This window comes from Thermococcus henrietii (assembly GCF_900198835.1).
Lineage (GTDB): Archaea > Methanobacteriota_B > Thermococci > Thermococcales > Thermococcaceae > Thermococcus > Thermococcus henrietii.
Map to the genome: position 1 here is coordinate 133,155 of NZ_LT900021.1, position 24,623 is coordinate 157,777.

At 54.9% G+C, this 24,623-nt stretch carries 27 protein-coding genes and 1 tRNA gene; 13 read left to right on the forward strand and 15 right to left on the reverse strand.

Going from position 1 to position 24,623, the window contains the following annotated elements; genetic code table 11:
- Positions 1–135 precede the first annotated feature (135 nt).
- A tRNA-His gene (locus tag CS910_RS00760) sits at positions 136–212 on the forward strand.
- 947 nt (positions 213–1,159) lie between these two features.
- On the opposite strand, the gene CS910_RS00765 is transcribed toward CS910_RS00760, so the two are convergent.
- Genes CS910_RS00765 through CS910_RS00790 form a run of 6 tightly spaced genes read right to left on the reverse strand, consistent with a single transcriptional unit; the run spans position 1,160 to position 7,386 of the window.
- Positions 1,160–1,984: a DMT family transporter gene (locus tag CS910_RS00765; RefSeq protein ID WP_099209273.1), complete on the reverse strand. Its 825-nt coding sequence runs from the start codon at positions 1,982–1,984 to the stop codon at positions 1,160–1,162.
- A gap of 30 nt (positions 1,985–2,014) precedes the next feature.
- Entirely contained in the window at positions 2,015–2,353 is a 339-nt protein-coding gene (locus CS910_RS00770) for an ATP-binding protein (RefSeq protein ID WP_223211903.1), read from the reverse strand.
- 33 nt (positions 2,354–2,386) lie between these two features.
- The gene (gene gcvT / locus CS910_RS00775) at positions 2,387–3,583 is read right to left on the reverse strand and encodes a glycine cleavage system aminomethyltransferase GcvT (protein WP_099209274.1); all 1,197 of its coding nucleotides are present in this window, start codon (positions 3,581–3,583) and stop codon (positions 2,387–2,389) included.
- A 44-nt stretch (positions 3,584–3,627) separates the two neighbouring features.
- Complete coding sequence (locus CS910_RS00780) at positions 3,628–4,851, reverse strand: ABC transporter permease (protein ID WP_099209275.1); 1,224 nt, start codon at positions 4,849–4,851, stop codon at positions 3,628–3,630.
- Positions 4,844–6,697, reverse strand: a complete 1,854-nt coding sequence (locus CS910_RS00785; protein ID WP_099209276.1) for a COG1361 S-layer family protein — start codon at positions 6,695–6,697, stop codon at positions 4,844–4,846. Before CS910_RS00785 ends, CS910_RS00780 begins: the two co-directional genes overlap by 8 nt.
- Positions 6,694–7,386: an ABC transporter ATP-binding protein gene (locus CS910_RS00790; RefSeq protein WP_099209277.1), complete on the reverse strand. Its 693-nt coding sequence runs from the start codon at positions 7,384–7,386 to the stop codon at positions 6,694–6,696. The genes CS910_RS00785 and CS910_RS00790 overlap by 4 nt, the downstream gene beginning before the upstream one ends.
- A 92-nt stretch (positions 7,387–7,478) precedes the next feature.
- Between CS910_RS00790 and CS910_RS00795 the strand changes: the two genes are divergently transcribed.
- A complete protein-coding gene (locus CS910_RS00795; RefSeq protein WP_099209278.1) occupies positions 7,479–8,315 on the forward strand; it encodes a universal stress protein in 837 nt (278 codons plus the stop codon).
- 89 nt (positions 8,316–8,404) lie between these two features.
- Here the strand turns inward: CS910_RS00795 and CS910_RS00800 are convergent, their stop codons facing one another.
- Complete coding sequence (locus tag CS910_RS00800; RefSeq protein WP_099209279.1) at positions 8,405–8,992, reverse strand: endonuclease dU; 588 nt, start codon at positions 8,990–8,992, stop codon at positions 8,405–8,407.
- Positions 8,989–9,303, reverse strand: a complete 315-nt coding sequence (gene cutA, locus CS910_RS00805) for a divalent-cation tolerance protein CutA (RefSeq protein WP_099209280.1) — start codon at positions 9,301–9,303, stop codon at positions 8,989–8,991. Before cutA ends, CS910_RS00800 begins: the two co-directional genes overlap by 4 nt.
- Positions 9,304–9,372: 69 nt before the next feature.
- Here cutA and CS910_RS00810 point away from each other — a divergent pair, with 69 nt between their 5' ends.
- The gene (locus CS910_RS00810) at positions 9,373–9,648 is read left to right on the forward strand and encodes an acylphosphatase (protein WP_099209281.1); all 276 of its coding nucleotides are present in this window, start codon (positions 9,373–9,375) and stop codon (positions 9,646–9,648) included.
- On the opposite strand, the gene CS910_RS00815 is transcribed toward CS910_RS00810, so the two are convergent.
- Positions 9,638–10,225 carry a regulator of amino acid metabolism, contains ACT domain protein gene (locus tag CS910_RS00815; protein WP_099209282.1) on the reverse strand — a complete coding sequence of 196 codons (588 nt, stop codon included), beginning with the start codon at positions 10,223–10,225 and terminating at the stop codon, positions 9,638–9,640. The two genes, CS910_RS00810 and CS910_RS00815, sit on opposite strands and share 11 nt — an antisense overlap.
- A gap of 107 nt (positions 10,226–10,332) precedes the next feature.
- On the opposite strand from CS910_RS00815, the gene CS910_RS00820 reads away from it, so the two are divergent.
- From CS910_RS00820 to CS910_RS00835, 4 genes are all read left to right on the forward strand, one after another.
- A complete protein-coding gene (locus CS910_RS00820; RefSeq protein ID WP_099209283.1) occupies positions 10,333–11,205 on the forward strand; it encodes an ADP-dependent ribose-1-phosphate kinase in 873 nt (290 codons plus the stop codon).
- A gap of 79 nt (positions 11,206–11,284) precedes the next feature.
- Entirely contained in the window at positions 11,285–11,572 is a 288-nt protein-coding gene (locus CS910_RS00825) for a hypothetical protein (RefSeq protein WP_099209284.1), read from the forward strand.
- Positions 11,573–11,707: 135 nt separating this feature from the next.
- On the forward strand, positions 11,708–12,247 hold the full coding sequence (gene tfe / locus CS910_RS00830) for a transcription factor E (protein ID WP_099209285.1): 540 nt from the start codon (positions 11,708–11,710) through the stop codon (positions 12,245–12,247).
- Positions 12,248–12,287: 40 nt separating this feature from the next.
- A complete protein-coding gene (locus tag CS910_RS00835; protein ID WP_099209286.1) occupies positions 12,288–13,019 on the forward strand; it encodes a DUF2110 family protein in 732 nt (243 codons plus the stop codon).
- On the opposite strand, the gene CS910_RS00840 is transcribed toward CS910_RS00835, so the two are convergent.
- The 3 genes from CS910_RS00840 to CS910_RS00850 all read right to left on the reverse strand — a co-directional run bounded on the left by CS910_RS00840 (position 13,006) and on the right by CS910_RS00850 (position 16,382).
- Positions 13,006–14,364: a hypothetical protein gene (locus CS910_RS00840; protein ID WP_099209287.1), complete on the reverse strand. Its 1,359-nt coding sequence runs from the start codon at positions 14,362–14,364 to the stop codon at positions 13,006–13,008. The two genes, CS910_RS00835 and CS910_RS00840, sit on opposite strands and share 14 nt — an antisense overlap.
- A 129-nt stretch (positions 14,365–14,493) precedes the next feature.
- Complete coding sequence (locus tag CS910_RS00845; RefSeq protein ID WP_099209288.1) at positions 14,494–15,393, reverse strand: Mrp/NBP35 family ATP-binding protein; 900 nt, start codon at positions 15,391–15,393, stop codon at positions 14,494–14,496.
- 83 nt (positions 15,394–15,476) lie between these two features.
- A complete protein-coding gene (locus CS910_RS00850) occupies positions 15,477–16,382 on the reverse strand; it encodes an ATP-binding protein (protein WP_099209289.1) in 906 nt (301 codons plus the stop codon).
- Between the two features lie 327 nt (positions 16,383–16,709).
- Here CS910_RS00850 and CS910_RS00855 point away from each other — a divergent pair, with 327 nt between their 5' ends.
- From CS910_RS00855 to CS910_RS00880, 6 genes are read left to right on the forward strand one after another with little or no spacing between them, the layout of a single operon-like run.
- Positions 16,710–17,324, forward strand: a complete 615-nt coding sequence (locus CS910_RS00855; RefSeq protein WP_099209290.1) for a 4Fe-4S dicluster domain-containing protein — start codon at positions 16,710–16,712, stop codon at positions 17,322–17,324.
- Entirely contained in the window at positions 17,321–19,291 is a 1,971-nt protein-coding gene (cooS, locus tag CS910_RS00860; RefSeq protein WP_099209291.1) for an anaerobic carbon-monoxide dehydrogenase catalytic subunit, read from the forward strand. Before CS910_RS00855 ends, cooS begins: the two co-directional genes overlap by 4 nt.
- A gap of 34 nt (positions 19,292–19,325) precedes the next feature.
- Positions 19,326–19,733 carry a 4Fe-4S dicluster domain-containing protein gene (locus CS910_RS00865; RefSeq protein ID WP_099209292.1) on the forward strand — a complete coding sequence of 136 codons (408 nt, stop codon included), beginning with the start codon at positions 19,326–19,328 and terminating at the stop codon, positions 19,731–19,733.
- Positions 19,730–20,782 (forward strand): FAD-dependent oxidoreductase, encoded by a 1,053-nt coding sequence (locus CS910_RS00870; protein ID WP_099209293.1) that lies wholly within the window; start codon positions 19,730–19,732, stop codon positions 20,780–20,782. The genes CS910_RS00865 and CS910_RS00870 overlap by 4 nt, the downstream gene beginning before the upstream one ends.
- Entirely contained in the window at positions 20,782–21,306 is a 525-nt protein-coding gene (locus CS910_RS00875) for a 4Fe-4S dicluster domain-containing protein (RefSeq protein ID WP_099209294.1), read from the forward strand. The genes CS910_RS00870 and CS910_RS00875 overlap by 1 nt, the downstream gene beginning before the upstream one ends.
- A gap of 26 nt (positions 21,307–21,332) precedes the next feature.
- Entirely contained in the window at positions 21,333–21,803 is a 471-nt protein-coding gene (locus tag CS910_RS00880; protein ID WP_099209295.1) for a hydrogenase maturation protease, read from the forward strand.
- Here the strand turns inward: CS910_RS00880 and CS910_RS00885 are convergent.
- From CS910_RS00885 to porA, 3 genes are all read right to left on the reverse strand, one after another.
- The gene (locus CS910_RS00885; protein WP_099209296.1) at positions 21,800–22,345 is read right to left on the reverse strand and encodes a TATA-box-binding protein; all 546 of its coding nucleotides are present in this window, start codon (positions 22,343–22,345) and stop codon (positions 21,800–21,802) included. The two genes, CS910_RS00880 and CS910_RS00885, sit on opposite strands and share 4 nt — an antisense overlap.
- 79 nt (positions 22,346–22,424) lie before the next feature.
- Positions 22,425–23,420, reverse strand: coding sequence for a pyruvate synthase subunit PorB (porB, locus tag CS910_RS00890; protein WP_099209297.1), 996 nt, complete (start codon positions 23,418–23,420; stop codon positions 22,425–22,427).
- A gap of 10 nt (positions 23,421–23,430) precedes the next feature.
- Positions 23,431–24,615 (reverse strand): pyruvate synthase subunit PorA, encoded by a 1,185-nt coding sequence (porA, locus tag CS910_RS00895; protein WP_099209298.1) that lies wholly within the window; start codon positions 24,613–24,615, stop codon positions 23,431–23,433.
- Between the last annotated feature and the right edge of the window lie 8 nt (positions 24,616–24,623).

Consider the following 24,623-nt stretch of genomic DNA (forward strand, 5'->3'; position numbering starts at 1 on the left):
CCCCCGGCGAGGTTTTCAATCGGCGTTAGACTGCACGCGCGCCTTAATCTCGGGTGAAGGCGGGATTTGCCACCTCTGCTCCCGCCATCTGACGAAAACTTTATAAAGCTAACCCAAAAGCTTAAGCTGGACGTGGCCGGGGTGGTGTAGCCTGGTCAGCACAGGGGACTGTGGATCCCCTAGCCCGGGTTCAAATCCCGGCCCCGGCCCCATAACAGCCCTTGCTTTGCAAGCGCTGGCGGAGAAACTTTTCTGGTGAAAAGTTTCATCAAAGTGAAGCATGCGTTTTAGAGGGTCCATTCTCGGAGGGTTTGCTCCTAAATTTGCTGTTCTCGAGCGTGTTTCCTTCATTAGCGCCCTTCGGGCGCGTTTCGAGTTTAAACACCTTCCCAAAAGCCCTTATTAAAGCAAACTCAAAAACCAACGGGTTACTTGGAGAGGCATGCACTCTATCTTTACCCCCTGTGAGGGTTTGACCCTTTTGGTCAAGCTTTTCCCAAAAGCTTGCTTGGTGAGTGTTTCACTCCTCAAACGGCGTCCTTCGGACGCCAAAACTAAGTTGAAACTAATACTCAAGGCATCTTTGAAGTTAAACTCGTTTTAAAACCGCGTCTTAATTAATGCACGACTGATTTTTTGCTCTTTGGGGAGAAGGGCATCCTTTTGGTCAAGCTTTGTTAAAGCTTGTTTGCCTGCGCGACGTCGAGCTCTGCTCGACGCAAGGGACGAGAGTCCCGCAGAGTTTGACCAAGGTTCGTGATTGAAGCTTTTGGGAAAAGCTTCACCAAAAGTTAGTAGCTCCTCGTCAAAGGCCCAAAGGAAGAAGATTTTACTGAGAAAATCGAGCTTTACAAGAGAGAACTACCAAACAGCCCTCTCAAAGGGGTTTACTCTTCTCTGACGCCCTTCGGGCGTCGATTTTAACGTTAAACCCACAATGAAGGAGTAACTTGATAATGTTCTCCCACTCAAAACGGCCAACTGAAGAGAAAATCACCCGAAACTTAGCTTTTTAGAAGGAGCTACTAACTTTGATGAAACTTTGCGAAGGCAAAGTTTCCTTGGTGAAGCTTTTTCCAAAGGCCATTAAAAGCCTCAGACCGTTCTCACTCGTTCAAACGTCCCGACTGATAGCGAAAGATAAAGCCAGTTAAAGCGCCTACTCATCCCTTCCAAGGAGGATTCCCACCACTATCAAAATCAAGCCCAGAACGGTTGTCGGTTCTATCCTCTCACCAAGGATGAGGGAGATGAAGAGCAGACTAAGAAACGGCACTAAGTAAGCCAGGTTCGAGGCAAAGGCAACGTCGCTCTCAACCGCGCAGTACCAGAGGAGGTAAGTAACGCCCATCTCGAACAGGCCAACGTAAACCGCGCCGGCAATGCCCTTCAGGGGAGGGGGTGAAAAGCCCGCGAAGGGCATCAGCAGGGAGGCGTAGAAGAGGGCAAAGGCGAAGTTCCAGAACATCTTCTCCTCAAGCCTCCTGCCGTCCCGAACGTTCAGGAGCCAGTAGGCGGCCCAGATTAGGGCGCTTCCGAGACCGAGGGCATCCCCGATTGGATTCGAGAAGCCGAGGGATAGGACGTTGCCCCTGGTTGCAACAATGAGGGCACCGAGAAAGCCAAGAAAGAGGCCAAATAATGTCTTCAGGGCAAGTTTTCTCTTAAGCAGGGGGACGGAAAGCAGAACGAGCGCCAGGGGCCAAGTGTAGTTGAGCGCCTGCGCCTCCTGGGCGGGAAGAAGGTCATAGGCCGAGAAGAGGACGGTGTAGTAGAGGAGGAGTACGAGGCCAAGGTAAGCGGAGCGCAGGTTTTCTCTGGAGGGCCTGAAGCTCCGGAAGTAGAGGGCACCGTAGAGAACGAGCGACGTCAGAAAGGCCCAGAAGAGGAGCTGGAGAGGGCTCATGTAGCGGAGTGAGAGCTTGAAAGCACTTGCAACCGTTGACCAGAGGAGAACGGCACCGACGGCGTGTTTTTTGGACATAAAACCAAAAAGTAAGGGAAGGATAAAAGATTATCGCTCAGCTAAAACGCGCTCGATTACCGGGTCGATTAGCCTGTACCTTTTCCTGCCGGAGCTGAAGTCCGCCTCAATCCAGCTCATCTTTTCGAGATTCCTGATGAGTTCGGCCAAGCGGGACTTCGGGACGTTGTGACCCCTAAAGGCGAGGTAGTCCCGGATTAGCTCCCATCTGTTCTGTCCCCTGGCTATGGCTTCAAGAATCAAAACGTAGCGGGGACTCCTCCGCTCAAGCTCCCTGAGCTCTCCTTTAAGGAACCCTCTCGCCTGGCGGAACACGTACTCCAGCGAGCCCTCATAGGTAATGCCCCCAGGACCAGGTAACGGTACCATTACCTAATAAGGGTTTGGAGAAAAGGGAAAGAATCACTCCTCCCTGAAGAGGCCGTACTTCTTGGGGTCGTAGAACGGCGGTGCAACTGTTACGGCCTTCTTGGGCTTGCCCCTGATTTCCACCTCGATTTCGAGGCCCGGCTTGGCATACTCCTCCTTCACGAAGGCTATTCCGATTCCTATCCCGAGGAGCGGGGAGAGCGTTCCGCTCGTGACCTCGCCGATGACCTCGCCGTTGGCCAGAACTTTGTAGCCCTCCCTCGGGATTCCCTTGTCAACCATCTTGAAGTGGACGAGCTTCCTTCCCAAACCGCGCTCCTTCTGCTTGAGGAGGGCGTCTTTACCTATGAACTCCTTGTCCCAGAATATCGCGAAGTCGAGGTTGGCCTGGAGCGGGGTGACTTCGTCGATGTCCGTGCTGAGGAGCTGTAACTCTTTCGTCTCGTTGCCGTAGAGCGTGTAGCCGGCCTCAAGCCTGAGCGTGTCCCTTGCTCCGAGTCCGGCCGGCCTTATGCCGTACTTCTCGCCCTCCTCGAGGATTCTCTCCCAGACGTGGAGGGCCTTCTCCGGTTTACCCCTCTTCTCCGGGTCGGGGTGGTAGGGGTTCGCATCTTCGATGTAGACCTCGAAGCCGTTCTCGCCGGTGTAGCCGCTCCTCGAGAGGAGCATCTTTATTCCATCGAGTTCGACCCACCTGGCCTGGAACCACCACATCTCGTTGATGTCTACCCCAAAGAGGTCCTTGGCTAGGTCTCTTGCCTTCGGCCCCTGGACGGCGAACATGGCTATGTCATACGTTTTGAGCTCAATCTCAAGGTCGAGCTCGGTGTACTGCTCCACCATGGCCTTGAGGGAGGTGAACCATGCGTAGAGCTTCTCGAAGGCGTCGCTGTCGCATATCATCAGGTACTCGTCGTTGCCCATGTTGAATATCAGCGTCTCGTCTTTGATGGCCCCCCTCTCGTTGAGGACGAGCGTGTAGGTTCCGCTTATCGCGGGGGGCTTGCTAACGTCGTTGGTCGTCGCGAACTGGAGGAACTTGAGGGCATCCTTTCCGCGGAAGAGTATTTCACCCATATGAGAGGTATCGAAAACGCCGACCGCGTTCCTAACGGCGAGGTGCTCCTCCTTTATGCTCGAGTACCAGATTGGCATCTCCCAGCCCGCGAACTCCTCAACCTTCTTGGCGTGCTCCTTATGCCAGTCAAATATGTGCACCCTTTTGACCATGGCAATCACCGTTCAAACTTGGACCTGAACGTTATAACCCTTTCTCACTCGACGTGCCTTATTGCCTCGGCTGGATTGAGGTCGGCGGCTTTCTTGGCGGGGTAAACGCTCGCAAGGATTCCTATCAAGAACGTTATCCCAAAGGCTATCGCAACGACTTTCAAATCAACAACGGGACCGGGCAAACCGGGGGTTTTTGCCCTCAAAACCTGAACAACGACGTTGGCGAGAACGACACCGGAGGCGAACCCTATAACGCCCCCTATTATCGTGAGCATGATGCCCTCGAGGAGTATCATCTCCAGGATGAACCTCTTCTTGGCGCCGAGGGCCCTGTACGTACCTATCTCCCGCGTGCGCTCCGTCACGGAGGTCAGGAGGGTATTTACAACGCCGAGGGCCCCAACTATAAGGGCTATGCTCCCTATCCCTAGGAGCAGGTTGTTGAGCATGTCCTCAATCTGAACGACGACCTCTATTCCCTGCCTCTCCGTTATAACGGTAGCGCTGGGCAGAATGCGCTGGATTCTGGCCTTGACGTAGTCCACGAAGTTGACGTCGTCAACCCAGACCTCAATGAAGCTTATCCTGCCCGGTTCGTTGTACATCTCCTGTAGGGTACCGAGGGGGACGAAAACGCTCGTATCTATGAAACCTCCGATGAAGCTCTGACCGCTCTCCTGAAAGTTGCCGGAAACCTTGAACTCCCACGCCCTTCCACTGGAGTCGTAGAGCTTAATCGTCTGCCCCGGCAGTATCTCCCAGCTCAGCGTCCCGCCGCCCTGCTTCTGAATTCGCCCGTTGGCTATCGAGTAGCCAAGCAGAGCTTTGAAGCGCGAGCCCTGGGGAATGAACTGACCCCTCTGGAGCTGGGGGCCGGTTAGGGCGTAGAACCTCTGCGCGTCCCGCGGAACGATTCCCATGGCGGTGACGGGAACCTCCCAGCCGCGGTACTCCATGACGGTGAACTTAACGAGAACGGGGTTTATTGCCTCAACATGGTTTATCTTGGCTATCTCATCGGCAACGCTCTGGTTTAAGGTGCTGGTCCCTATGGTCCAGATGGAGGCACCCATACCTGGGAGGACTATTATCACGTTGCTCGTGCTCTGAAGGGTTCTGCTTATCGAGAGCTGGAAGCCCTCGGCGATTGATATCAGGGCAGTAATGGAAGCTATCGCTATGATTATGCCGAGCATCGTGAAAAAGGTTCTGAGCTTTCTTCTGTGAAGGTTCCGGAAGGCTATCTTCAGAACTTCCCTATCCACGGCCCCGCCTCCAGAGCAGGATTATCAGGAGCATGGCAAAGGCCGCCCCGAGGTAGTAGTAGCGCCTGTCCTTCGACGGCTCGATACCTGCGGGAATCTGAACCTCAAGCGTCTCGTTGAAGCTCACGAACCTGCCGTTGGGCGTCATGTAAGTAACCCTAACGACAACGGGGTACCGGCCAGCTTTAAGGGTCGAGTTGAGGATGACGAAGTTAACGCTGTCGTAGTCCATGGGCTCAACGCTTCCCACGTAGCGCTCACCGAGTGGGAACAGCCTCAGGGTCGGGGAGCTTATCGAGACAGTAACTCCCCTCGCCGGAGCCTTCCCGTCGTTCGCGATATCAACCTCGAAGTTGTACCTCCCGTCGCTCATCCAGACGTTGCCCACGTAGGCCTTCAGCTTGGGGAAACCTTCCACGTGGACTCCAAAAGTTGCCTGGGACTTGTATTCCACCCCGTTTTCATCGTAGTACGTTATAACCACGTAGAGAGGGTATATACCGTTGGACACGTCCTTGACCGCAAAGCTGAGGTTTCCCTTGACGGTGCCGTTCGCGGGAATCTCTTTGAAGTACAGAACGCTCTGCCTGCCTATCGGGTAGATGCTGGGCTCCTCAGGGGGCGTCTGTCCCGTGGGAAACAGGGAGTAGCTCTGGCTCTCCTCCTGGGGTTTGCTCGGGAGAACGGCGACCTTAACGTTGTAAGCGGGGGCGTTGCCAACGTTGGAAACAGCGAGACTGAGCGTGAAGTTCGAGGAGGGTGAAACCGGACTTGGCTTCGACTTGAAGAGGACCACCTCAACCTTCGGCCGCGAAACGTCGCTGAGGGGTATGCCGACCTCCACCTCCTCCTCTTTCGCTATACCGTTTTCATCGGTGTACTGCAGCTTTATGTAGAGCGGATAGACGTCGGGCCGCACGGTCTTCGAGGCTATGAGGAGGAAGTGAAGCGTCCTCGTCTGACCCGGGGCGAGTACGTCGGTGTACTTAACGGGACCTTCCCTGTAGGCGGCGAACGGTATCTCCTGGGTGAACGTGGGAACCGTGAGCGTGGGAAGGAGGGTTTTCTGGGGCTTTTCACTGCTCTGAACCACGGGCTGGGTGTAGAGGGAGACCTTAACGAAGCGGGCGAGCTGGTCGCCGACGTTTTTAATCGTGATGTTAACGCCGAAGATTCCACCCACCTCAACGGGGGGAAAGCTCACGTTGGTCACAACGACCGCGGCACCGTTCAGGGGGATGTATGCGATGTACTTAGGGGCAAGGATTTTGAGGGAGACGCTCTCGTTGGTCACGTTGTAAACGGTGACCTCAACCTCGTGCCAGTAGTGCGGCCCGGGGCCGAAGTAAGCGTAGTCCACGAAACCGTCCCGGTAGTAGCGCATGAAGACCTTGCCATCCCTCTGGCCGAGGACGGACAGTGAAACCGGGCCGTAGGAGAACGTCGAGTTGTAGCCCGTAGTGCCGGAGAACACCGTCGTTGGACGCGAGTAAATCGCCACGTACGCAACCCGGGTTTTGGCGGGCTGTTTCAGGTAGACCAGCGTTATCTTGATGTCACCGTAGGTAAAGGACTGCCCCTCCTGAAGGGAAAACGTGACGACGCTGAAGTTCGAGTTGTCCCTCAGTTTAAACAGAACTATCGGATTCGAGGACGAGACTCCGTAGAGAAAATCAACGAGGGTGAGCGTGTAGTTCCCGAAGCTAATCGACCGGCCCATCCCAAGGTAGCCGGAGAAGACCTCCAGGTAGCCGGGCTCCCCCGAAGAACTGGAAGAACAGGAGACACCGGGGAGTAGGGGAAGCAGAAGAATGAGCACGATTGCAAAAACGACAACGCGCCTCATAGGTTCTCCACCTCGTAGAGCTTTCCGTCCCTAATCCTCAAAACCCTATCGGCTTTTCTGGCGACGTCAAGGTCGTGAGTGACGACGACGAAGGTAGTCCCCTTCTCGCGGTTGAGTGTTTTCATGAGAGAAACTATCTCCTCCGAGGACCTCGTGTCGAGGTTTCCAGTCGGCTCGTCCGCGAGGATTATGCTCGGCTCGTTGGCGAGGGCCCTCGCTATGGCAACACGCTGCTGCTGACCGCCGCTCATCTCCGTTGGCTTGTGCTCCGCCATGTGGGGGATTCCAACGAGCTCAAGGAGACGTTTTGCGCGCTCGACCCGCCTCTTAGGGGGAACCCCCGCCAGAATCATCGGGACCTCGACGTTCTCAAGGGCTGTTAGGATTGGTATCAGGTTGTAGTGCTGGAAAACGAAGCCGATTTTCCAGAGCCTCATCTCGGAGAGCTCGTCATCGTCGAGCCCGATAACGGACCTGCCGTCAATGTAGAGCTCGCCGGAATCAGGAGTGTCCAGAAGGCCGAGAATGTTGAGGAGCGTGGTCTTACCGCTGCCGCTCGGCCCGATGATTGCCACGAACTCACCGGCCCGAATCTCAAGGCTCGCCCCCCTGAGGGCCGGAACTGTTACCCTGCCGAGCTGATAGCTCTTGTAGAGCTCGACAGCTTTTAAAACGATTTTTTCACCCATGATTGAAACTCAGAGAGGAGGCTATTAACTTTATCCCCGGAACCTCGGAAGTTCTAAATACGATGACGCCCTATAGAATACGAGGTGATGTCATGTTTGAAAGAATCCTCTACCCAACCGACTTCTCAGACGTATCGCTCCACGCCCTCAGGCACTGCATCCCCAAACTCTTCGAACTCGGTGCCAAGGAGCTCTACCTCCTCCACGTCATCGACATAACCGTTGCGGAACTCGAGGCGTTCGAGCTTGAAGAAATCTACCGCGAGAAGCTTGAAAAGCTCGCCGAGGAGCTGAGAAAGAAGGGAATCAACGCAAAGGCCGACGTGAGAGTGGGAATCCCGTCGCTTGAAATAGCGGAGGCGAGCGAGGAAGCCGGGGTTGACCTCGTCGTGACGCCGAGCGTCGGCGAGAACATATGGAGGCAGATGTTCATGGGGAGCACCGCCTCGAACCTCGCGAGGGCAACTAAAAAGCCGGTTCTCCTGCTCAAGTACGTCAAGAAGGACGACTCCTACGAGCTGGCCGTTGACTGCTCCGAGCTCTTCAGGAGGCCTTTGGTAGCGGTGGACTTCTCAAAGTGCTCAATCAAGATAGTCAAGACCGTTCGGAAGTTCGAGGAGCTCATGGAGAGGGGAATCCTCCTGCACTCGGTTGACTACGGCAAGGTTGACGAGCTGGAGCACAACATTGAGGTGGCGAAGGTGAACCTCGAGAAGACGGCGAAGGGGGTCAAGGCCGACTTCGAGCTTGAGGTCATGGTCGGAACCGCCAGCCAGGCGATAATAGGGACGGCACTGGCGAAAAATGCAACGCTCATAGTCATCGGCAAGAAGGGCAGGAGCGTTCTCAAGGACCTGATACTTGGTAGCACGGCGGAGAGGGTCATGCGGGACTCGAAACTCCCAGTCCTCCTCGTCCCGTGCGAATAGCCTCAGACTGGAACGGCTTCCTCATCAACTCGGTAGCTACCCTGTTGCCATCATCGGCTGTCCTTCCCTATTTTTCCGGCCTTATAAAGCTACTCCTTCGTGCTTTCTCCTGTCATGAAGGCGCTCGCCATTATGTGGGCGAGCCTCAGCGGTTCCGGAATCAGGCCGGTCTTCGTGGTTACTCTAACGACCTCAAAGGCGACCTCCGGAGAAACGCCAAGGGCCTGGACGTAGAGCTTTCCGGGAATCATCTCGAAGAGCGGGGGAGCCTTCCTCAGGAGTTCAACCCGTTCCTCCCAGTCAGGGAAGTGCTTCCTAAGCGCGAGCTCCATGGCGTTTAAATCGGGCCTCTTCCTCACGACGACGATTACCGGAAGGCCGGTTTCGCGGTGGAGCCTCTCAAGGTCAACGACGTTGAAGCCCCCGTAGGTTATCCCCTTGAGGAGGATTACTCTCAAATCCCTGAAGCGGGACCGGTTTACGGCATCAATCAGCTTCTCGGTGGCGTCGGTTCCGTCGACGGTTATCCACCTCGAAACGGCCCCGACGACCTCCTTCGAGCCCTTCATGACGACTCCGAAGAGAACCGTCTTTCTTCTTTCGAGCTTGGAAGAAAAGGAGAACGTCCCGTCATCGAAGCCAACGACCCTTATCTCGGGCTTCACCTTGCGAATCATCCGAACAGCACCCTCGCCATCCACTCCGAGTACTCCCTGTTGAGCTTGTCGAGGTCAATCCTGGCTATCAGCGGGACGTCGTAGGGGTGAAGCTCCCTCAGCGCGTCCCTCAAAGCTTTCCACTTGCTCACCTCGGTCTTCAGGAGAACGCCGATTTCCTTGCCCTCCTCTATTTTTCCTTCCCACCAGTACATTGCCTCGTGCTCCCGCATGTTGGCGCAGACTATGAGCTTCCTCTCAAGGAGCTCTCTGACGACTTTCCTGGCACTCTCCCAATCGGGGAAGGTCGTGTAGACGAACACAGCCTCCATCGGACACCCCTGAGTTAGTGGGCGGGTAAAGCTTAAATCCCTTGTGGAGAACTTGAAACGGGATGGTGTATGGCGAGGGTCAGAGCGCACCTCAGGATATACGGGCGCGTTCAGGGAGTCGGCTTCCGCTGGAGCATGCAGAGGGAAGCCAGAAAACTCGGTCTTGCCGGCTGGGTCAGAAACCTGCCAGACGGGAGCGTTGAAGCCGTTGTGGAAGGCGACGAAGAGAGGGTCGAGGCGCTGATTGGATGGGCCCACCAAGGACCGCCGCTGGCGAGGGTAACGCGCGTCGAGGTAAAGTGGGAAGAACCGGAGGGGCTGGAGGGCTTTAAGGTCACCGGTTGAGGGCCTCTATGAGAACCCTCTTCGGGCAGTACTTGACCTCACAGTAGTTGCAGACGAGCTTTTCCTTCTCCTTCTCCGGCGTGTGGAGTATGAGCCTCTGGAAGCCGTGGATGTCCTTTATCTTCGCGAAGGTCTCAACCGGGAGCGTTCCGTCTATGACGATGAATATCTTGCTCGTCTCCTCCCGCAGGTTTCTGCCGAAGACCTCCATCACCGGAACGCCGTTCTCCGCGAGAATCCGCATAACCTCGGCAAAGGCCCCCTGGTAGTCCTCCTTCTCCACGTCAATCTCGAGCACTTCCCAGCCCATGAGCGGAGCGACGTCTATCAGGCTCGGCAGGGGGTTGAGGCGCTCGAAGATGAGCTTTAGCGGATAGGTTTTCTCTATGTACTCGATTGTGTGGTAGATTATCTTCCTGTTGACGCCTATGGCTCTAGCGAGCTCGCTTATCGGGACCTCAACGTTTTTGAGGTAAATTTTACCGTTCCGCACGCTCAGGCCGTTCTCGAAGAGGAACTCGGCGACCTTCCTCCTGGCGGGATAGTTCTTGAAGTAGGCCTCAAGTATGAGCATCATCTTTGTTCACCTCTTACTCATACCTGGGTAGAAATGGATATTTAAATCTTTCCCCGGACAAAGGTTATAACATCCAACACCGTATTGGGGATTCCGGAGGTGGTGGAATGCTCGACGTGATAGGCATGGGAAACCTCAACTACGACATAATCTTCCTGCTCGACCGCTTTCCCGAGTTCCACGAGAAGGTCGTCTCCAGGGAGGCCCACTTCGGCCTCGGCGGTGCGGCCGGGAACACGATAAGCTGGCTCGCAACCTTCGGTTTAAAAACGGGCTTCATCGGGGCGGTTGGAAGGGACGAGATAGGAGAGGCTCACCTGAAGTACTTTGAGAGGCTCGGCGTCGACACCTCTGGAATAGACGTCGTTGCCGTTCCATCGGGAGTGGCCGTTGCGATGGTCCACGGGGACGACAAGAGGATAGTCAAGCACCTCGGAGCCAACTCCCTCAGGAAGTTCAAGCCCGAGTACGCAAAGAAAGCCAGGTTCCTACATCTCTCGTCCAATCCACCTGAGCTCATCGAGGAGGCGGTCCGCTTCGCCAACGCCAGCGGGATTCCGATTTCGGTAGACATCGGGGAGGCAACTCTCCCCAGAGAAGTGGAGGGTATGGTTGACTACCTCCTCATGAACGAGGACGAGTACAGGCGGAAGTACGGCTCGCTCGACACTTCCCTCAGCAACGCCAAGAACCTGATAATAACGCTCAACGGGGGCGGGGCGATAGTCCGCGAGGGGGATGAAACCTTCGAGGTTCGCGGGCTGAGCGCGAAGGTCGTTGACAGCACCGGTGCCGGCGATTCCTTCGACGCCGGCGTAATCTACGGAATCCTCAGGGGATGGTCGCTCAGGGATTCGGCAAAGCTCGGCATGCTCCTGGCGTATCTCACCGTCCAGAAGGTTGGGGCGAGGAGCGCGATAGTCCCGCTCGAGAGGGTAATCACACTGTCAAAGGAGCTGAACCTCGATTTGCCGTGGTGACATCTGTAACCCCTCGGAAAACCTTAAAAATTCGGGTTTCAAAAAAGGTTAGGGAGCCGGAAGAGCGGAGGTGAGTCCTTTGGAAATAGTGATTGACAACTTCAAGCCAAAGATAACAAGGCCCTTCAAGAGGAAGAACGAGTACTGGGTCAAGCTCATCCTTCCCGAGGGAGAGGAGTACATAATGAAGTTCAAGAGCCCCCTCGAGGCGGAAGACGCCATCTACGGCATGCTTGACGACCTTCAGGTTTACGGAGGTAAGGTCAAGCTTAAGCTCCGCGAGGGAAACGTTATCGAGGAGATTAAGGTCCTCGAACTCTACAAGCCGTCCGCGAAGGAACTCCTCAACGAGTACTTCAACGACTAACGTCCTTTTCTGTTCATTATAGTTGTCGTTTTGACAGGAAACTTATATATATCCCCGCACCCAATAGTTCTATTGGGGTCTACCCGTTTAACCAAACGTTGGACGTCTGGTTTAATGCTTTTGGAGGTCGTCCCAGTGGCAAGGCGAAAGAACAAGGAGCTCATTGAAATAGCGCGGGACATAGGCGGAGACGAGGCCGTTGAGGTAGTCAAAGCCCTCGAAAAAATGAAAGAAGCCACCGACGAAGAACTCGCTGAGAAAACTGGAATCAGGGTGAACACCGTCAGGAGGATTCTCTACCAACTCAACGACCAGGGACTGGCAGATTTCAAGAGAATCCGCGACCCCGAGACGGGATGGTATTACTACTACTGGCGCCTTGAAACCAAGAGACTGCCCGAGATAATAAAGGCCAGAAAGATGGCCGAGCTGAAGAGGCTCAAGGAGATGCTTGAAGAGGAGACCAGCGAGATTTACTACTGGTGCGGCGAGGAGGGCCATCCGAGGCTCACCTTCGACGAGGCGATGGAGTACGAGTTCCAGTGCCCGATATGCGGCAAGATGCTCATGCAGTACGACAACAGTCGAATTGTCGAGGAGCTCAAGAAGCGCATAGAGGAACTTGAAATCGAGCTCGGCATCAGGAAGAAGCCGAAGAAGAAAAAGAAGGGTTGAAATAAGGGAATGGTCCCAATGAACTTCGGGGATGGTGAAGATGGAAGACGTGGTTATTCTGGAGAAGGTTTACGGTGACAGGAGTGGTTTTGACAAGCTCCACAGGAAGCTCCGCTCCCTTCTGGGAGATTTGGAGGTTGAGTGGAAGTTATCGGCAACGACCAAGAACTGGGTTAAGGTCAGCCTCAGCGGTGAGGACGAGGAAATCAGCGCGAACCTCGTCAGGGACGAGTTCGGGGAGGTTCCCCACAGCCTCAAGAACGTTGAGATGGGGAAGACCTATAGGGGACGCTTCATAGACCTCGGCAAAGTCGGCTACGGCGCTTACGTTGACATTGGAATCTTCAAGCCGAAGCCCAAGGACGCGCTGATTCCTCTCTACTATCTTAAGAGAACCTTCGGAGATAAGCCCGTAAGGCAGATGATTCGGGAGTTCGGCTGGGTGGACAACCTGCCCATCGAGGTTGAAGTGACGGACGTCGAGTTCGGTGCCAGGGAAGTGGAGTTGGCCTTCAGCGACGCCCAGCTGAAGAGGATTAAGGAGTGGCTGAGCGACGGTTACGACAAGCTATTCATAACGGGGACGATAAGCGAGAAGGTTGAAGAGGCGCTCATCAAGACGGGCCACGGCAGGGACGTCAAGAGAATGGAGGAGCTCGGTTTAATGGAGACGCTCCTCGTCCTCAAGAGGGGAACCCAGGCCCCGGGAATCATCAAGGCAATCGGCCCGCACCTGAAAGGGGCCGTCTTCGGTGCAATCAAGTTTGAATGACCGAATGAACGAGCCTGACGGCAAGTATCGAAACGAGGGTTAGGGCGTAGGGAAAGAACCCGCCCACGAAGGGAGCAATTGCCAGAAAGGCCAACGTTGCAAGGGTTATGAAGGCCGTCGGACCCCTCCACCTTATTCTTCTCAGTCCTGTTAATAGGGCGTAGAAAATCACGATGAGGCCAAGAAGGGCCTGCTCAATAAGAGTTTTTAGGAAGGATGCGTGAAGAGAGAAGTGAACCCATCTCGAAAGCCAATCAAAACCGTAAAGCCTGCAGACAAACCAGAAGCCTAACCAGACCAGGAGGAGATAAGAGAGGTTCCGCAGCTTCCTACCGGGGTACGTGAGGGCAAAGAACAGAGGAAAGAGAAGGACGTAGGGATTGAAAAAGGATGCCAAAAGCGTCACCATCGAAAGCAGGAGTATCTCAACGGTTCTGCGCAGACCGGGCAGGAAAGAGGCGTTCGTCATTATAACAATAGAGAGGAGCATGAGAACGATTCCGGGAAGAGACGTTCCAACGGTTGCAACGTGGGAGCGGAAAGCCGGTGAAGAGAAGACCAGGCCAAAGGCAAGAAAACCCAGCTCCCTCTCGCGCCTTGGAGCAACGTAGAAGAAGAGACCCGTGAGGACCATAAGAAAAAGCCAGTGGGCCAGCCAGAGGTTCTCATCAATCGGCGGAACGATGGATAGAACACCGCCGATTATTGCACCGAGGGGGGAACTCGGGGTTGAGCCGGCCGCGACGGAGAGAGCCTTGAAGAAGACGCCCAAAAAGGCTCCCGACACCTCAGGCCTCTCAGAGAGCGTAAACCACACGAAGATTAACGAGAGCCCAAGGAGGAAGAACCTCGCGGAGTAACTCCTGTCCCTCCTGAGGCTGAGGCCAAAGACGAGCAGGAGCAGAAAGGAGAAAATTGAGAAAACCAGAAGCGAGACCACAGGGGGGTTCCATATCTCAGAGAAAGCCTCGTGCGTGAGGTAGATGTCGTCCTTGCTCCCCGTGATGAAAACCGTGCCGTTGAGTACGATTACCATGGGAGAAAGCGAGGCACTCTGAGGAAGGCCCGTCAGGTTCCAAAGCCTCTTCATCTCGGGGTTCTCGTAGACGTTTCCGACGAGAACGAGCGTGCCGTTCCCGTGCTCCAGGACTTCACCGAGCTTGGCATCAACGTAGCGGGCCCAGCCCTTTGCCCAGTAATCCCTGCCCGGAACGACGCGATAAGTGGTGCTGGAGTGCAAAAAGTGCTCGAAGCTTTCTTTATCCGGATAATAGCTAACCCCACCGGCCGAAACGAGCGGTGAAACGAGCAGGAGGAGCAAAATCAAAGCCAAAGCCCTTCTCATCCTCTCCCCGGGATAGGTAGGGGAAGGGGTTAAAAAGCTTAACGTAGCCTGGTCCAGCGCGGCCCCATCGCAGCGGCTTCCGCCGGCCTGAGCCGCGCCCAGGGAAGGATGAGTAAAGGGAGTTAAAAATCACTCGGTTTTCTCCTGCTCCTCTCCCCCACCCTTGAGCTCCTCGAGCTTCTTCACGAGCTTATCGGCGAGCTCCATGAAGGCCCTAGCGGCGGGGGTGTCATCGTAGAGGACTATTGGAATGCCGGCGTCGCTTGCCTCCCTCGCCTTGAGGTCTATCGGAACCTCACCGAGGAAGTCAACGCCCTCCTTCTCGGCCAGCTTCTTGCCCCCGCCCTTGCCGAAGAGGTCAATCTCGTTTCCGCAGTGCGGGCAGATGAGGTAGCTCATGTTCTCAACGACGGCTATGTAGGGAACCTCCATCTTCTTCATCATGTTGACGGCCTTGCCGGTGTCGAGAAGGGCAACCTCCTGGGGGGTCGTGACGATGACCGCGGCGTCGAGCTGGACGTTCTGAACAACCGTCAGGATTTCGTCGCCCGTTCCGGGCGGGAAGTCGATTATCATGAAGTCGAGCTCGCCCCACTTGACGTCGCCGAGGAGCTGTTTGATGGCCTTGGTGACGAGGGCACCGCGCCAGATTATCGGCTGGTCCTCGGGGACGAGGAAGCCCATGCTCATGACCTTGATGGGCGTTATCTGGCCCATGAAGTCGGCCATCGGCGGAAGCATCTCGAAGCGACCGTCTTCCAGCCTCTCCGCCAGAACATCGGCCTTGTCCACGCCGAGCATCTTTGCCACGTTCGGCCCGTGTATGTCCGCGTCGAGCAGGCCGACGTAGTAGCCCTTCTTCGCGAGCGCGGCCGCGAGGTTCACCGCGACGGTGCTCTTTCCAACGCCACCCTTACCGCTGAGAACCGCTATCTTGTACTTCCACTTCTTCTGCTTCTCCTTTATCCTCTCGGTGAGCGGGTCCGCTCCGAGACCTCCAATGTTCAGCGTGGGAGCCTTAATCGTCATCTTGCACCACCGACGGGAATAGTTCGGTGAACTTAAAAACCTTTGTCCCAAAAAGGGTAAGATTGGTCAGAATTGTGCAATATTCACTCGGCGTACTTCAACAGTATCTCCTTCAGCTCGAGGGCTTTTATGTAAGTTGGAGACTCCGGATTCCCGAGTATGGCCTCAATTTCCGGGTCGTACTCTTCCACGAGCTCATCGTACGGGATTATCGTTTTTGTCGTGAAATCGTTGAATCCAAGCTCGTCGAGTATCCTCTCGACCTTCTCAATCTGACTTTCCTTCTTTACTTTGTTTATCACGAGGTGGACATACTTAATGCCGAGCTGTCTCGCGAGCTTTGCGGCATCAACCGCCACCTGAACGGAGTTGTAAGTTGGCTCTGTGAGAACAACGGCCTGCTTGAAGCCCTTGGCCAAAGCCCTTCCAAAGTGTTCAAGACCCGCCTGAGTATCCATGAGAATTATCTCACCTTTCCTCAGGTTGATGTACTTAACAACCGCATCAAGGAGAGCGTTTTCAGGACAGAGACAGCCGGCGGCGGCCTGAACAACGCTTCCCATGACGAGGAGCATGACTCCATCGGGCCCAACAACACCGAACCTATCAACCACGTCCCGTACATCTGGGGTCAACGAGAAGTACAGCCCCCAGTTAGTTCCGGGTCGCGCCCCAGTTTTTTCCTCGATGTAGTCAAGGTTCTTGTTGAGAGGAACTATTTCATCCCTGATTTCCTTGGGAACACCGAGTGCGTGTGCAAGGTTCATCTGAGGGTCCTCATCAACTGCTAAAACGCGATAGCCGTCGCGTGCGAGTAGTCTTGCGAGAAGGGCGGTCATAGTTGTTTTACCCACACCCCCCTTGCCGGTGATTACAACTCTGAACCCCTCTTCCGGGGCCTGCTTTTTGGTTCGTTCTCGCAACTCTTCAGCTATCTGAAATAGCTTTTTTCGTCTTTCGTCTTCAACCGATTTGAGGGGCTTTCCCATAAGCAACACCAAAAAATTTGAAAAACCCAACGTATAAATGCTTTTAGGTTCGAATTTAAAACTATTAGAATGGGCAGAATTGTGGACTGTGGGGAACATAATTGGATAATATTGTATCTAATTGTTCATACGAACATTTCTGTTCAAAGGCGCATAACTAAAAGTTTCAAACCTTAGGATAACTTATCCGTATGACTATTCAGTCATAAGAACCAAATCTCATTACACAAAGATATGGAACTAAAGTGTAACAATTTGAATTACAAATTCACGGTTTTAAGTTGAAATGGAAACCCATTTATATACAAATTTGTTACATAAGCTTCGGTGATTCCTATGCCACCTGATTCAAAGCCTACAATTTTCATAAACCCAGCAAAGTGCATAGGCTGCCGGCACTGTGAAATAGCATGTGCAGTGGAGCACTCACAGAGCAAGGACCTGTTCTCAGCGATATTCGAGAATCCGCTACCGAAGCCGAGGATACACGTTCTCCCCATGGGAGCATACAACGTTCCCATGAACTGCCGGCACTGTGAAAACGCACCCTGTATGGAGGTCTGCCCGACCGGGGCGATTTTCAAGGACGAAGATGGCGCCGTTCTCGTCGATGTGGACAAGTGCATCGGTTGCAAGATGTGCGCAATAGTCTGTCCCTTTGGTATCCCAGAGTTCGACGCCCTCACCGGCGTGATGTTCAAGTGCGACATGTGCCCGGACAGAAGGGCAGAGGGACGGCTTCCGGCCTGCGTTGAGGCCTGTAAGACCGGCGCACTTATGTTTGGAACCATAGACGAGGTGGTCTCGCAGGTCAGAAAGGAGACCGCCAAGAAGATAATCAAGCTGAAGGAAGGCGAATACAAGGAGGAATACAACGGTTGGGACCTGTTTAGGTCTTTTCAGGCCGAGGTTATTCGGATTAATGAGGGGGAGTCAAAATGAAGAAGTATAAGGAAGTATCGATAGACCCCACCACCCAGAAGATGTACGAACGCGCCCAAGAACTGGGCATTGAAACCGTCTGGGAGAGGCTCGAGAAACAGCAACCCCAGTGCGGTTACGGTCTGCTTGGAATCTGCTGTAGGAACTGTATGATGGGACCGTGTAGGATTAATCCCTTCGGCGGAGAGCCCAAGAGAGGCGTCTGCGGTGCCGACGCCGATACAATCGTTGCCAGAAACCTCCTTAGAATGATAGCGGCCGGTGCAGCTGCACACAGCGACCACGGGAGGCATGTTGCTTTAACGCTCCTCGTCGCGGCCGAGATGGCCGAGAAGTTCAAGAAGGAAGGAAAGCCCGTCCTTGAGCTCGACAACATGGCCTCGAACACCCTGCCCTACCAGGTCAGAGACCCCGAGAAGCTCAAGGCGGTTGCGAAGAGGCTCGGAATCGAAACCGAGGGCAAGAGCATAAGGGAGCTCGCCAAGGAGGTAGCAGAGGTAGCTCTCAGGGACTTCGGAAAGCAGGACGAGGAACCGTTGGAATTTCTCAAGGCATACCTCAACCCGAAGACCTACGAGATGCTTGAAAAAGCCGCCGAAAAGGCCGGGATGCCGTGGTTTGAGAAGGGCGTCCTCCCGAGGAGCATAGACAGGGAGATAGTTGAGAGCCTCCACAGGACACACATCGGAACCGACCACGACCCGGTGAGCATACTCCTCCACGGACTCAAGACGGCCCTCGGCGACGCCTGGGGTGGCTCGCTCATAGCAACTGAACTCCAGGACGTCCTCTTCGGCACACCGAAGGTCATAAAGGCCGAGGCCAACCTCGGCGTCCTGAAGGAGGACTACGTCAACATAGTCGTCCACGGCCACGAGCCGGTTCTTTCGGAGAAGATAGTCGAGGCGGCCCAGGACCCCGAGCTGATAGAGCTCGCCCAGAAGCTTGGAGCCAAGGGCATAAACGTCGTCGGAATGTGCTGTACCGGCCTTGAGGTCCTCATGAGGCACGGAATTCCGATAGCGGGCAACTTCCTCCAGCAGGAGATGGCCATCGTTACAGGTGCCGTCGAGGCAATGGTCGTTGACGTGCAGTGTATAATGCCCGCAACGGTCGACGTCGCAAGGTGCTTCCACACCAAGATAATAGACACGAGCCCGATAGCGACTTTCCCAGGGGCAATTCACATCAAGTTCGACGAGAGGAGGGCCGACGAGATAGCGAAGGAAATCGTTAGAACGGCAGTTGAGAACTTCCCGAACAGGTCGAAGCAGAGGGTTGAGATACCGAAGGAAAAGATGTCGGGCTACGTCGGCTTCAGCGTCGAGGCCATACTCGAGCACTTTGGAGGCTCCCTCAAGCCCATCGAGGAAGCCATCGTTGAGGGCAAGATAAAGGGCGTCGCCGGCCTCGTCGGCTGTAACAACCCGAAGGTGAAGCAGGACCACAACCACATAAAGATAGCCAACGAGCTCATGAAGAGGGACGTCCTCCTCATTGGAACAGGTTGCTGGGCCACCGCGGCGATGAAGTACGGCATCTTCCTGCCAGAGTACGCAGACACAGAGAACGTCGGGCCCGGCCTGAGGGAGTTCGCCAAGGAGTGGGGCATTCCCCCGGCGCTCAACATGGGCTCGTGCGTTGACTGTACGAGAATGCTCGTCCTGGCCGACCTCATAGCGAGGGACCTCAATGTGCCCATCTCGGCACTGCCGGTCGTTGGTTCGGCACCTGAGGCAATGACCGAGAAGGCGGTCTCAATAGGAACCTACTTCGTCGCCAGCGGAATAACAACTCACCTTGGCGTCGTTCCGCCGGTTCTCGGCGGGCCCAAGGTCGTGAAGATTCTTACGCAGGACCTCTACGACATCGTTGGAGCGGCCTTCATAGTGGAGCCAGACCCGTACAAGGCGGCAAAGCTGATGTACGAGCACATCATGAAGAAGAGGAAAGAGCTTGGAATTTGATTTCTCATTTCTTCACTCTTTTTGAGGTGATACCATGGGGGAGGAATTCGAGGGGGTTAAAGCCGACGCCTGCATCGGCTGTGGACTCTGCGCTCAGGTGTGTCCACACAACGCGATATTCGTTATGGATAACGATAAACGGGTCGTTTCCTTCCACCCAGAACTCTGTGGGGAGTGCAACTACGAGTGCAACAGTATCTGTCCCACTCAGGCAATCAAAGGGAAGCCCACGAGAATTGACCTTGAATTTGAATACGCCCACTGTCAGGTCTGCGGTAAAAAGCTCGACTACACGGTCAAGACCGCGGAGTTTCTTTACCGCAAACTCGGAAAGTTCTACGATTACCCAGAGATTGTGTTCATGTGCGACAGGTGCAAGCACGAGCGCGTTAAGGAGTTCCCGAGCGAGTACCTGAAGTTCTTCGGGGGGATGCTCAAATGAGGGGCATGAAGTTTTCGTTTCTCTGCAGGAGCAAACCGGAGAAAACCGGCAAACGGGTGGCGATAATCGGGGCCGGCCCCGCGGGATTGACTGCCGCCGGTTACCTCGTCTGTAAGGGTCATGACGTTGATATCTACGATAAAATGCCGGAACCCGGCGGGCTCATGCTCTTCGTTATCCCGGAGTTCAGGATTCCGGTTGAGAGGGTTCGCCTCGGAGCTAAAGAGCTTGAGGAAGAGTTTGAGGTAACATACTATCCAAAAACGAAGGTCATGGAAGGTGAGAGACAGGACGAGGGCGACGAGTTCTACGAGAGGGTTGTCAAGCTGAGCGAGCTGAAGGAAAAGTACGACGCGGTGCTCATAGCGACGGGGATATGGAACGTCAGGAGGATAGGAATTCCCGGAGACGACCTTGAGGGCATACTCTCGCCTCTCGAGCTCCTCTTCTGGATAAAGGGGCACGAGCTCGGCTACGTTCCAAAGGAGAAGGTTCCCGATTTAAAGGACAAGAAGGTCGGCATCATAGGAGCCGGTTTGACGGCGGTCGATGTTGCCTTCGAGTGCAACCGCCTCGGAGCCGAGGTTGAGATATTTTACCGCAGGACGATAAGGGAAGCTCCGGCGGGAGCCTACGAGATAAACATTTTGAGAAACAGGGGAGTTAAATGGTTCGAGCTCGTAACACCGAAGCGCGTTATAGGTGAGAACGGCAGGGTTAAAGCCATCGAGCTCCTGAGGACGAGGCTCGGTGAACCGGACGAAACCGGAAGGAGGAGACCCATTCCCATTCCCGGCTCCGAGTTTCAGGTCGAGCTCGACTACCTCGTCTTCGCCATAGGAATGGTTTCAACTCCACCGGTGAACGGGGGTTACATCGCCACTGACAGGAGGGGAAGGATAGTCGTTGACTCAAGGCACATGACGAGCGCCGAGGGAATCTTCGCGGCCGGCGACGTCGTCAACGGCCCGACGAAAGTCGGCAGGGCCATAAAGGACGGCCTGTACACGGCGGTTTCAATAGACAAATGGCTCAGGGGGGAGCTCTGATGGAGCGGAAGTACCTCTACCTCGACTACCTCACCTGCATCGGCTGTGAGACCTGTGAAACCGTCTGTGCATTCATTCACGATGGCAATCCCAACATCAGGATTTACGTGACCGAGAACAAGCAGTACGTCCCGATAAACTGCAAGCACTGCGACGATGCTCCCTGTCTCAGGGTCTGCCCCACCCACGCGATATACCGCGACGAGGACGGTGCAGTTAGAATCCACGAGGAGAAGTGCATCGGTTGTCTAGCCTGCCTGCAGGTCTGCCCCTACGGCGTTCCATTCTACAGCCTCAAGGTGAAGGCGATAACCAAGTGCGATATGTGCGCCGACAGACGCGAGGAGGGACTCGAGCCGGCCTGCGCCCTTATGTGCCCGGCAGAGGCGATTCAGTACGGCCCGCTTGAGATTGTCCTCGAACTCGTTAAGGAGAGGCGCGCCAAGAACATTCCGGAGCACCAGCGCGAGCTAAGCGATAAGGAGCTGAAGAGGAGCGTTACTTCCGGCTACTCCGTTCTCTGACACCTTTTTGTTTCGGTGGTGTGAAAATGGAAAGGATAGGGCTGAGTGACGTTATCGGGAACGCAAGGAGAGTAGTCCTGTGGGGAATAGGAAACGAAAAGCGGGGCGACTACGGCTTCGGGGCCTATCTTGCTGAGGCCCTTATGATAGCCATTAGAAACCCGAACTTCCTCGTCCTCAACTGCAGGGAGGTTCCGGAGAGCCAGGCCGGGGTCACGGTTAGATTTGCCCCTGAGCTTCTTATCATCGCAGTCCCCCTCGAGCTCGGTGAGGAACCAGGAAAGCTCGTCGTTGCCGAGCCCTGGGAGGCCATTGAAGACATTCCCGAGGAGTTCAGACCGCAACTTGAGGTCACCCTGAGGCACGTGAGCGAGCTCTTACCTGACACTAAAATATTGCTTCTCGGCTGCCAGCCAGGAAGTGAAAAAACAATAACACCCAATATTAAAGAGTGCGTTGAAAATCTGGCGCTTGGAATATCAGCTTTGTACCTTTAGCTGGAGATTAAGCCGTATCGCTCCAAGTCATTTTTTAAGCGGTCAACTGCTTTTTTGATATCTTCCTCCGTCTTTGCCCCAGAAACGACAATTTTTCCACTGTTGAATATAAGGATAGTCATTGAAGAATCTCTCACCCTGTAAACAACACCGGGGAATATCTCAGGCTCGTACTCAACGTTTGGAAGGGTTAGTGCGATTTCCTCAAGCTCGACGTTTCCAAGACCTATATCACCCGCGGCCACAATGTTCTCAATTTTAATAGATGGACTTCCTTCAAACTTCATTCCCAGAGATTCAAGCATATGCCTGAGATACAGGACTGCGGTTTCTATCGTTTTAACGTCTCTGGCTCCGGTGCATACCAAGCGTCCGGAGTAGAATATCAAAAAAGTAACCTCCGGTGATTGCATTCTGTAAGCGGCTCCCGGAAAAGTTCTGGGGTTATACTTAATTGGAGCGAGATTTTTTACCACGAGGTTCATATCTATGGGGCCATGCAGGTCAATCGATGCCACGATATTCTCAATTTCGAGTGTCATTTAATCCACCAAGAGTTGACTAAAGAATGAAACCTTAAACTTAACGTTCCGAAATGGAAAAAACAGAAGAAAAGAAGGCTCACTCCTCCGGCTTCGGGAGGGTGACCTCGACGCCGAGGACCTTCCACATGGCCTTTATCTGCTCACGCATAACGTCGATGGCCTCCGGCTGCTTGAAGAGGTGCTTGAACCTGCCCTGAAGCTTGAGGTACTCCTCGATGGGCTTCTTGAACTCTATGGCAACTACTCTGCCTCCCTCGCGCTTGACCTTCGCGCCTCCTCCGGGGCTCTGTATCTTGATGTTGTGGAAGTCGCCGTTCTCAATCTCGAAGAGTGGCCATATTCCTGTCTCGATGGCGAGCCTCGCTATCTCAACTCCCTTCTCGAGCGGGCTCTTCCAGCCGGTAGGGCAGGTACAGTGCATCTGAATGAAGGCCGGACCATCAACCTTTGCCGCCTTTTTCACCTTTCTAACCAGGTCAAAGGGGTTGCCTATGCTCGCGGTTGCCACGTAGGGTATCTGGTGGGCTGCAGCTATAAGGGCGACCCATTTCTTGGGCTTGTCCTCACCGATGGAGTACTTGCCGGGCGGTGAGGTGGTCGTCCAGGCTCCGTAGGGGGTTGAGGAGCTCCTCTGGATTCCGGTGTTCATGTAAGCCTCGTTGTCGTACATGACGTAAACGACGTTGTGACGCCTCTCAAGCATACCACTGAGGGCCTGCATACCGATGTCCGCGGTTCCTCCATCTCCACCAAATGCAAGAATCTTGCCCTTGAGTCCCTTCTTCTTCCAAGCGGCCTCAACACCGCTCGCCACTGCCGCGGCGTTCTCAAAAGCCACGTGAACCCACGGGGCCTTCCAGGCGGTGTACGGGAAGACGGCGCTAACAACCTCCATACAGCCCGTTGCGTGGGCGATGGCGAAGGCATCGGGGTCGCCGTACTTCTCCTCCATGGCCTCGCTAAAGGCCTTGGTAACGAGCTTCATTCCGGTTGCACAGCCACAGCCAGCACAGGCGGCGTGGCCCGGTGCCCAGTACTCGCGAGTTGTAATCGGGGGCTTCCTAACGGCCATCTTCATCACCTCACAGAATCTCCTTCCTAAGGCCTATCCAGTTGACCTCGTCAAACTCCTCTCCGTTGAGGGCCTTCTGCGCAATCGCGAGGGCCTCGTCAAGGTCCTTGAAGGTGACGTCCCTGCCACCGAGTCCGAGGATGAAGTCCACTATGACCGGCTTCTCCTTCTCGTTCACGAGGGTCCTGCTGAAGTCCTGGAAGAGGGCTCCGCCGACGCTGAAGGTGACGTTCTTCTCAAGGAGAGCGAGAACCTTAGCCTTCTTGGCCAGCTCGCGAACCTCTTCAATCGGGAACGGCCTGTAAACGGTCATCTTCGCGGCTCCGGCCTTTATGCCCTTCTCGCGGAGGTGGTCGACGTATTCCTTGACGGTTCCGGCGAGTGAACCCATGGTGACGAAGATTATCTCGGCGTCATCTGTGCGGTACTCCTCAATCTTCTGGTACTTCCTGCCGAACTTCTTCTCGAACTCCTCGAAGACCTCGTCGATGACCTTCCTCGCGTTCTCGTTGGCCTCCCAGACCTTGTATCTGGCCTCCATGTAGTGGGCGGGGAAGGCAAGGGTACCCTGGGTTATCGGCCTCTTCGGGTCAAGGTAAGCGTGCTTCGGCTCGTACTCGCCGAGGAACTCGTCAACGAGCTCCTGGTCAGGTATCTCAACGGGCTCGACGGTGTGGGTGAGGATGAACGCGTCGAAGCCGACCATCGCCGGGAGAAGGACCCTCTCGTCCTCGGCGACCTTGAAGGCTATCAGGATTAAATCGAGGGCCTCCTGGTTGTTCTCGGCGTAGAACTGGAGCCAGCCGGTGTCGCGCTCGCTTATGCTGTCCTGCCAGTCGTTCCAGATGTTAATCGGTGCGCTCAGAGAGCGGTTTCCAATGGCCATAACTATCGGAAGGCGCATTCCAGCGGCGATGAAGAGTATCTCGTGCATCAAAGCGAGACCCTGAGAAGCGGTCGCGGTGAAGGTCCTAACGCCCGCCGCTGAGGCACCGACACAGGCTGAAATGGCCGAGTGCTCGCTCTCGACCTTGATGAACTCCGCATCGAGCTCGCCGTTGGCGACGAACTCGCTGATTTTCTCCGGAATGAGGGTCGACGGCGTAATCGGGAAGGCCGCTATGACCTTCGGCTTGGCAAGCTTCGCGGCCCAGGCGGCCGCCTCGTTGGCTTTCATAACCGTCCTAATCGGCATCTTTCACC

Coding starts and splice junctions, on each gene's coding strand:
- CS910_RS00765 (WP_099209273.1), bottom strand. CDS start 1,984: ATGTCCAAAAAACACGCCGTCGGTGCCGTTCTCCTCTGGTCAACGGTT.
- CS910_RS00770 (WP_223211903.1), bottom strand. CDS start 2,353: ATGGTACCGTTACCTGGTCCTGGGGGCATTACCTATGAGGGCTCGCTG.
- gcvT (WP_099209274.1), bottom strand. CDS start 3,583: ATGGTCAAAAGGGTGCACATATTTGACTGGCATAAGGAGCACGCCAAG.
- CS910_RS00785 (WP_099209276.1), bottom strand. CDS start 6,697: ATGAGGCGCGTTGTCGTTTTTGCAATCGTGCTCATTCTTCTGCTTCCC.
- CS910_RS00790 (WP_099209277.1), bottom strand. CDS start 7,386: ATGGGTGAAAAAATCGTTTTAAAAGCTGTCGAGCTCTACAAGAGCTAT.
- CS910_RS00795 (WP_099209278.1), top strand. CDS start 7,479: ATGTTTGAAAGAATCCTCTACCCAACCGACTTCTCAGACGTATCGCTC.
- CS910_RS00800 (WP_099209279.1), bottom strand. CDS start 8,992: ATGATTCGCAAGGTGAAGCCCGAGATAAGGGTCGTTGGCTTCGATGAC.
- cutA (WP_099209280.1), bottom strand. CDS start 9,303: ATGGAGGCTGTGTTCGTCTACACGACCTTCCCCGATTGGGAGAGTGCC.
- CS910_RS00810 (WP_099209281.1), top strand. CDS start 9,373: ATGGCGAGGGTCAGAGCGCACCTCAGGATATACGGGCGCGTTCAGGGA.
- CS910_RS00815 (WP_099209282.1), bottom strand. CDS start 10,225: ATGATGCTCATACTTGAGGCCTACTTCAAGAACTATCCCGCCAGGAGG.
- CS910_RS00820 (WP_099209283.1), top strand. CDS start 10,333: ATGCTCGACGTGATAGGCATGGGAAACCTCAACTACGACATAATCTTC.
- CS910_RS00835 (WP_099209286.1), top strand. CDS start 12,288: ATGGAAGACGTGGTTATTCTGGAGAAGGTTTACGGTGACAGGAGTGGT.
- CS910_RS00840 (WP_099209287.1), bottom strand. CDS start 14,364: ATGAGAAGGGCTTTGGCTTTGATTTTGCTCCTCCTGCTCGTTTCACCG.
- CS910_RS00845 (WP_099209288.1), bottom strand. CDS start 15,393: ATGACGATTAAGGCTCCCACGCTGAACATTGGAGGTCTCGGAGCGGAC.
- CS910_RS00850 (WP_099209289.1), bottom strand. CDS start 16,382: ATGGGAAAGCCCCTCAAATCGGTTGAAGACGAAAGACGAAAAAAGCTA.
- cooS (WP_099209291.1), top strand. CDS start 17,321: ATGAAGAAGTATAAGGAAGTATCGATAGACCCCACCACCCAGAAGATG.
- CS910_RS00865 (WP_099209292.1), top strand. CDS start 19,326: ATGGGGGAGGAATTCGAGGGGGTTAAAGCCGACGCCTGCATCGGCTGT.
- CS910_RS00870 (WP_099209293.1), top strand. CDS start 19,730: ATGAGGGGCATGAAGTTTTCGTTTCTCTGCAGGAGCAAACCGGAGAAA.
- CS910_RS00875 (WP_099209294.1), top strand. CDS start 20,782: ATGGAGCGGAAGTACCTCTACCTCGACTACCTCACCTGCATCGGCTGT.
- CS910_RS00880 (WP_099209295.1), top strand. CDS start 21,333: ATGGAAAGGATAGGGCTGAGTGACGTTATCGGGAACGCAAGGAGAGTA.
- CS910_RS00885 (WP_099209296.1), bottom strand. CDS start 22,345: ATGACACTCGAAATTGAGAATATCGTGGCATCGATTGACCTGCATGGC.
- porB (WP_099209297.1), bottom strand. CDS start 23,420: ATGGCCGTTAGGAAGCCCCCGATTACAACTCGCGAGTACTGGGCACCG.
- porA (WP_099209298.1), bottom strand. CDS start 24,615: ATGCCGATTAGGACGGTTATGAAAGCCAACGAGGCGGCCGCCTGGGCC.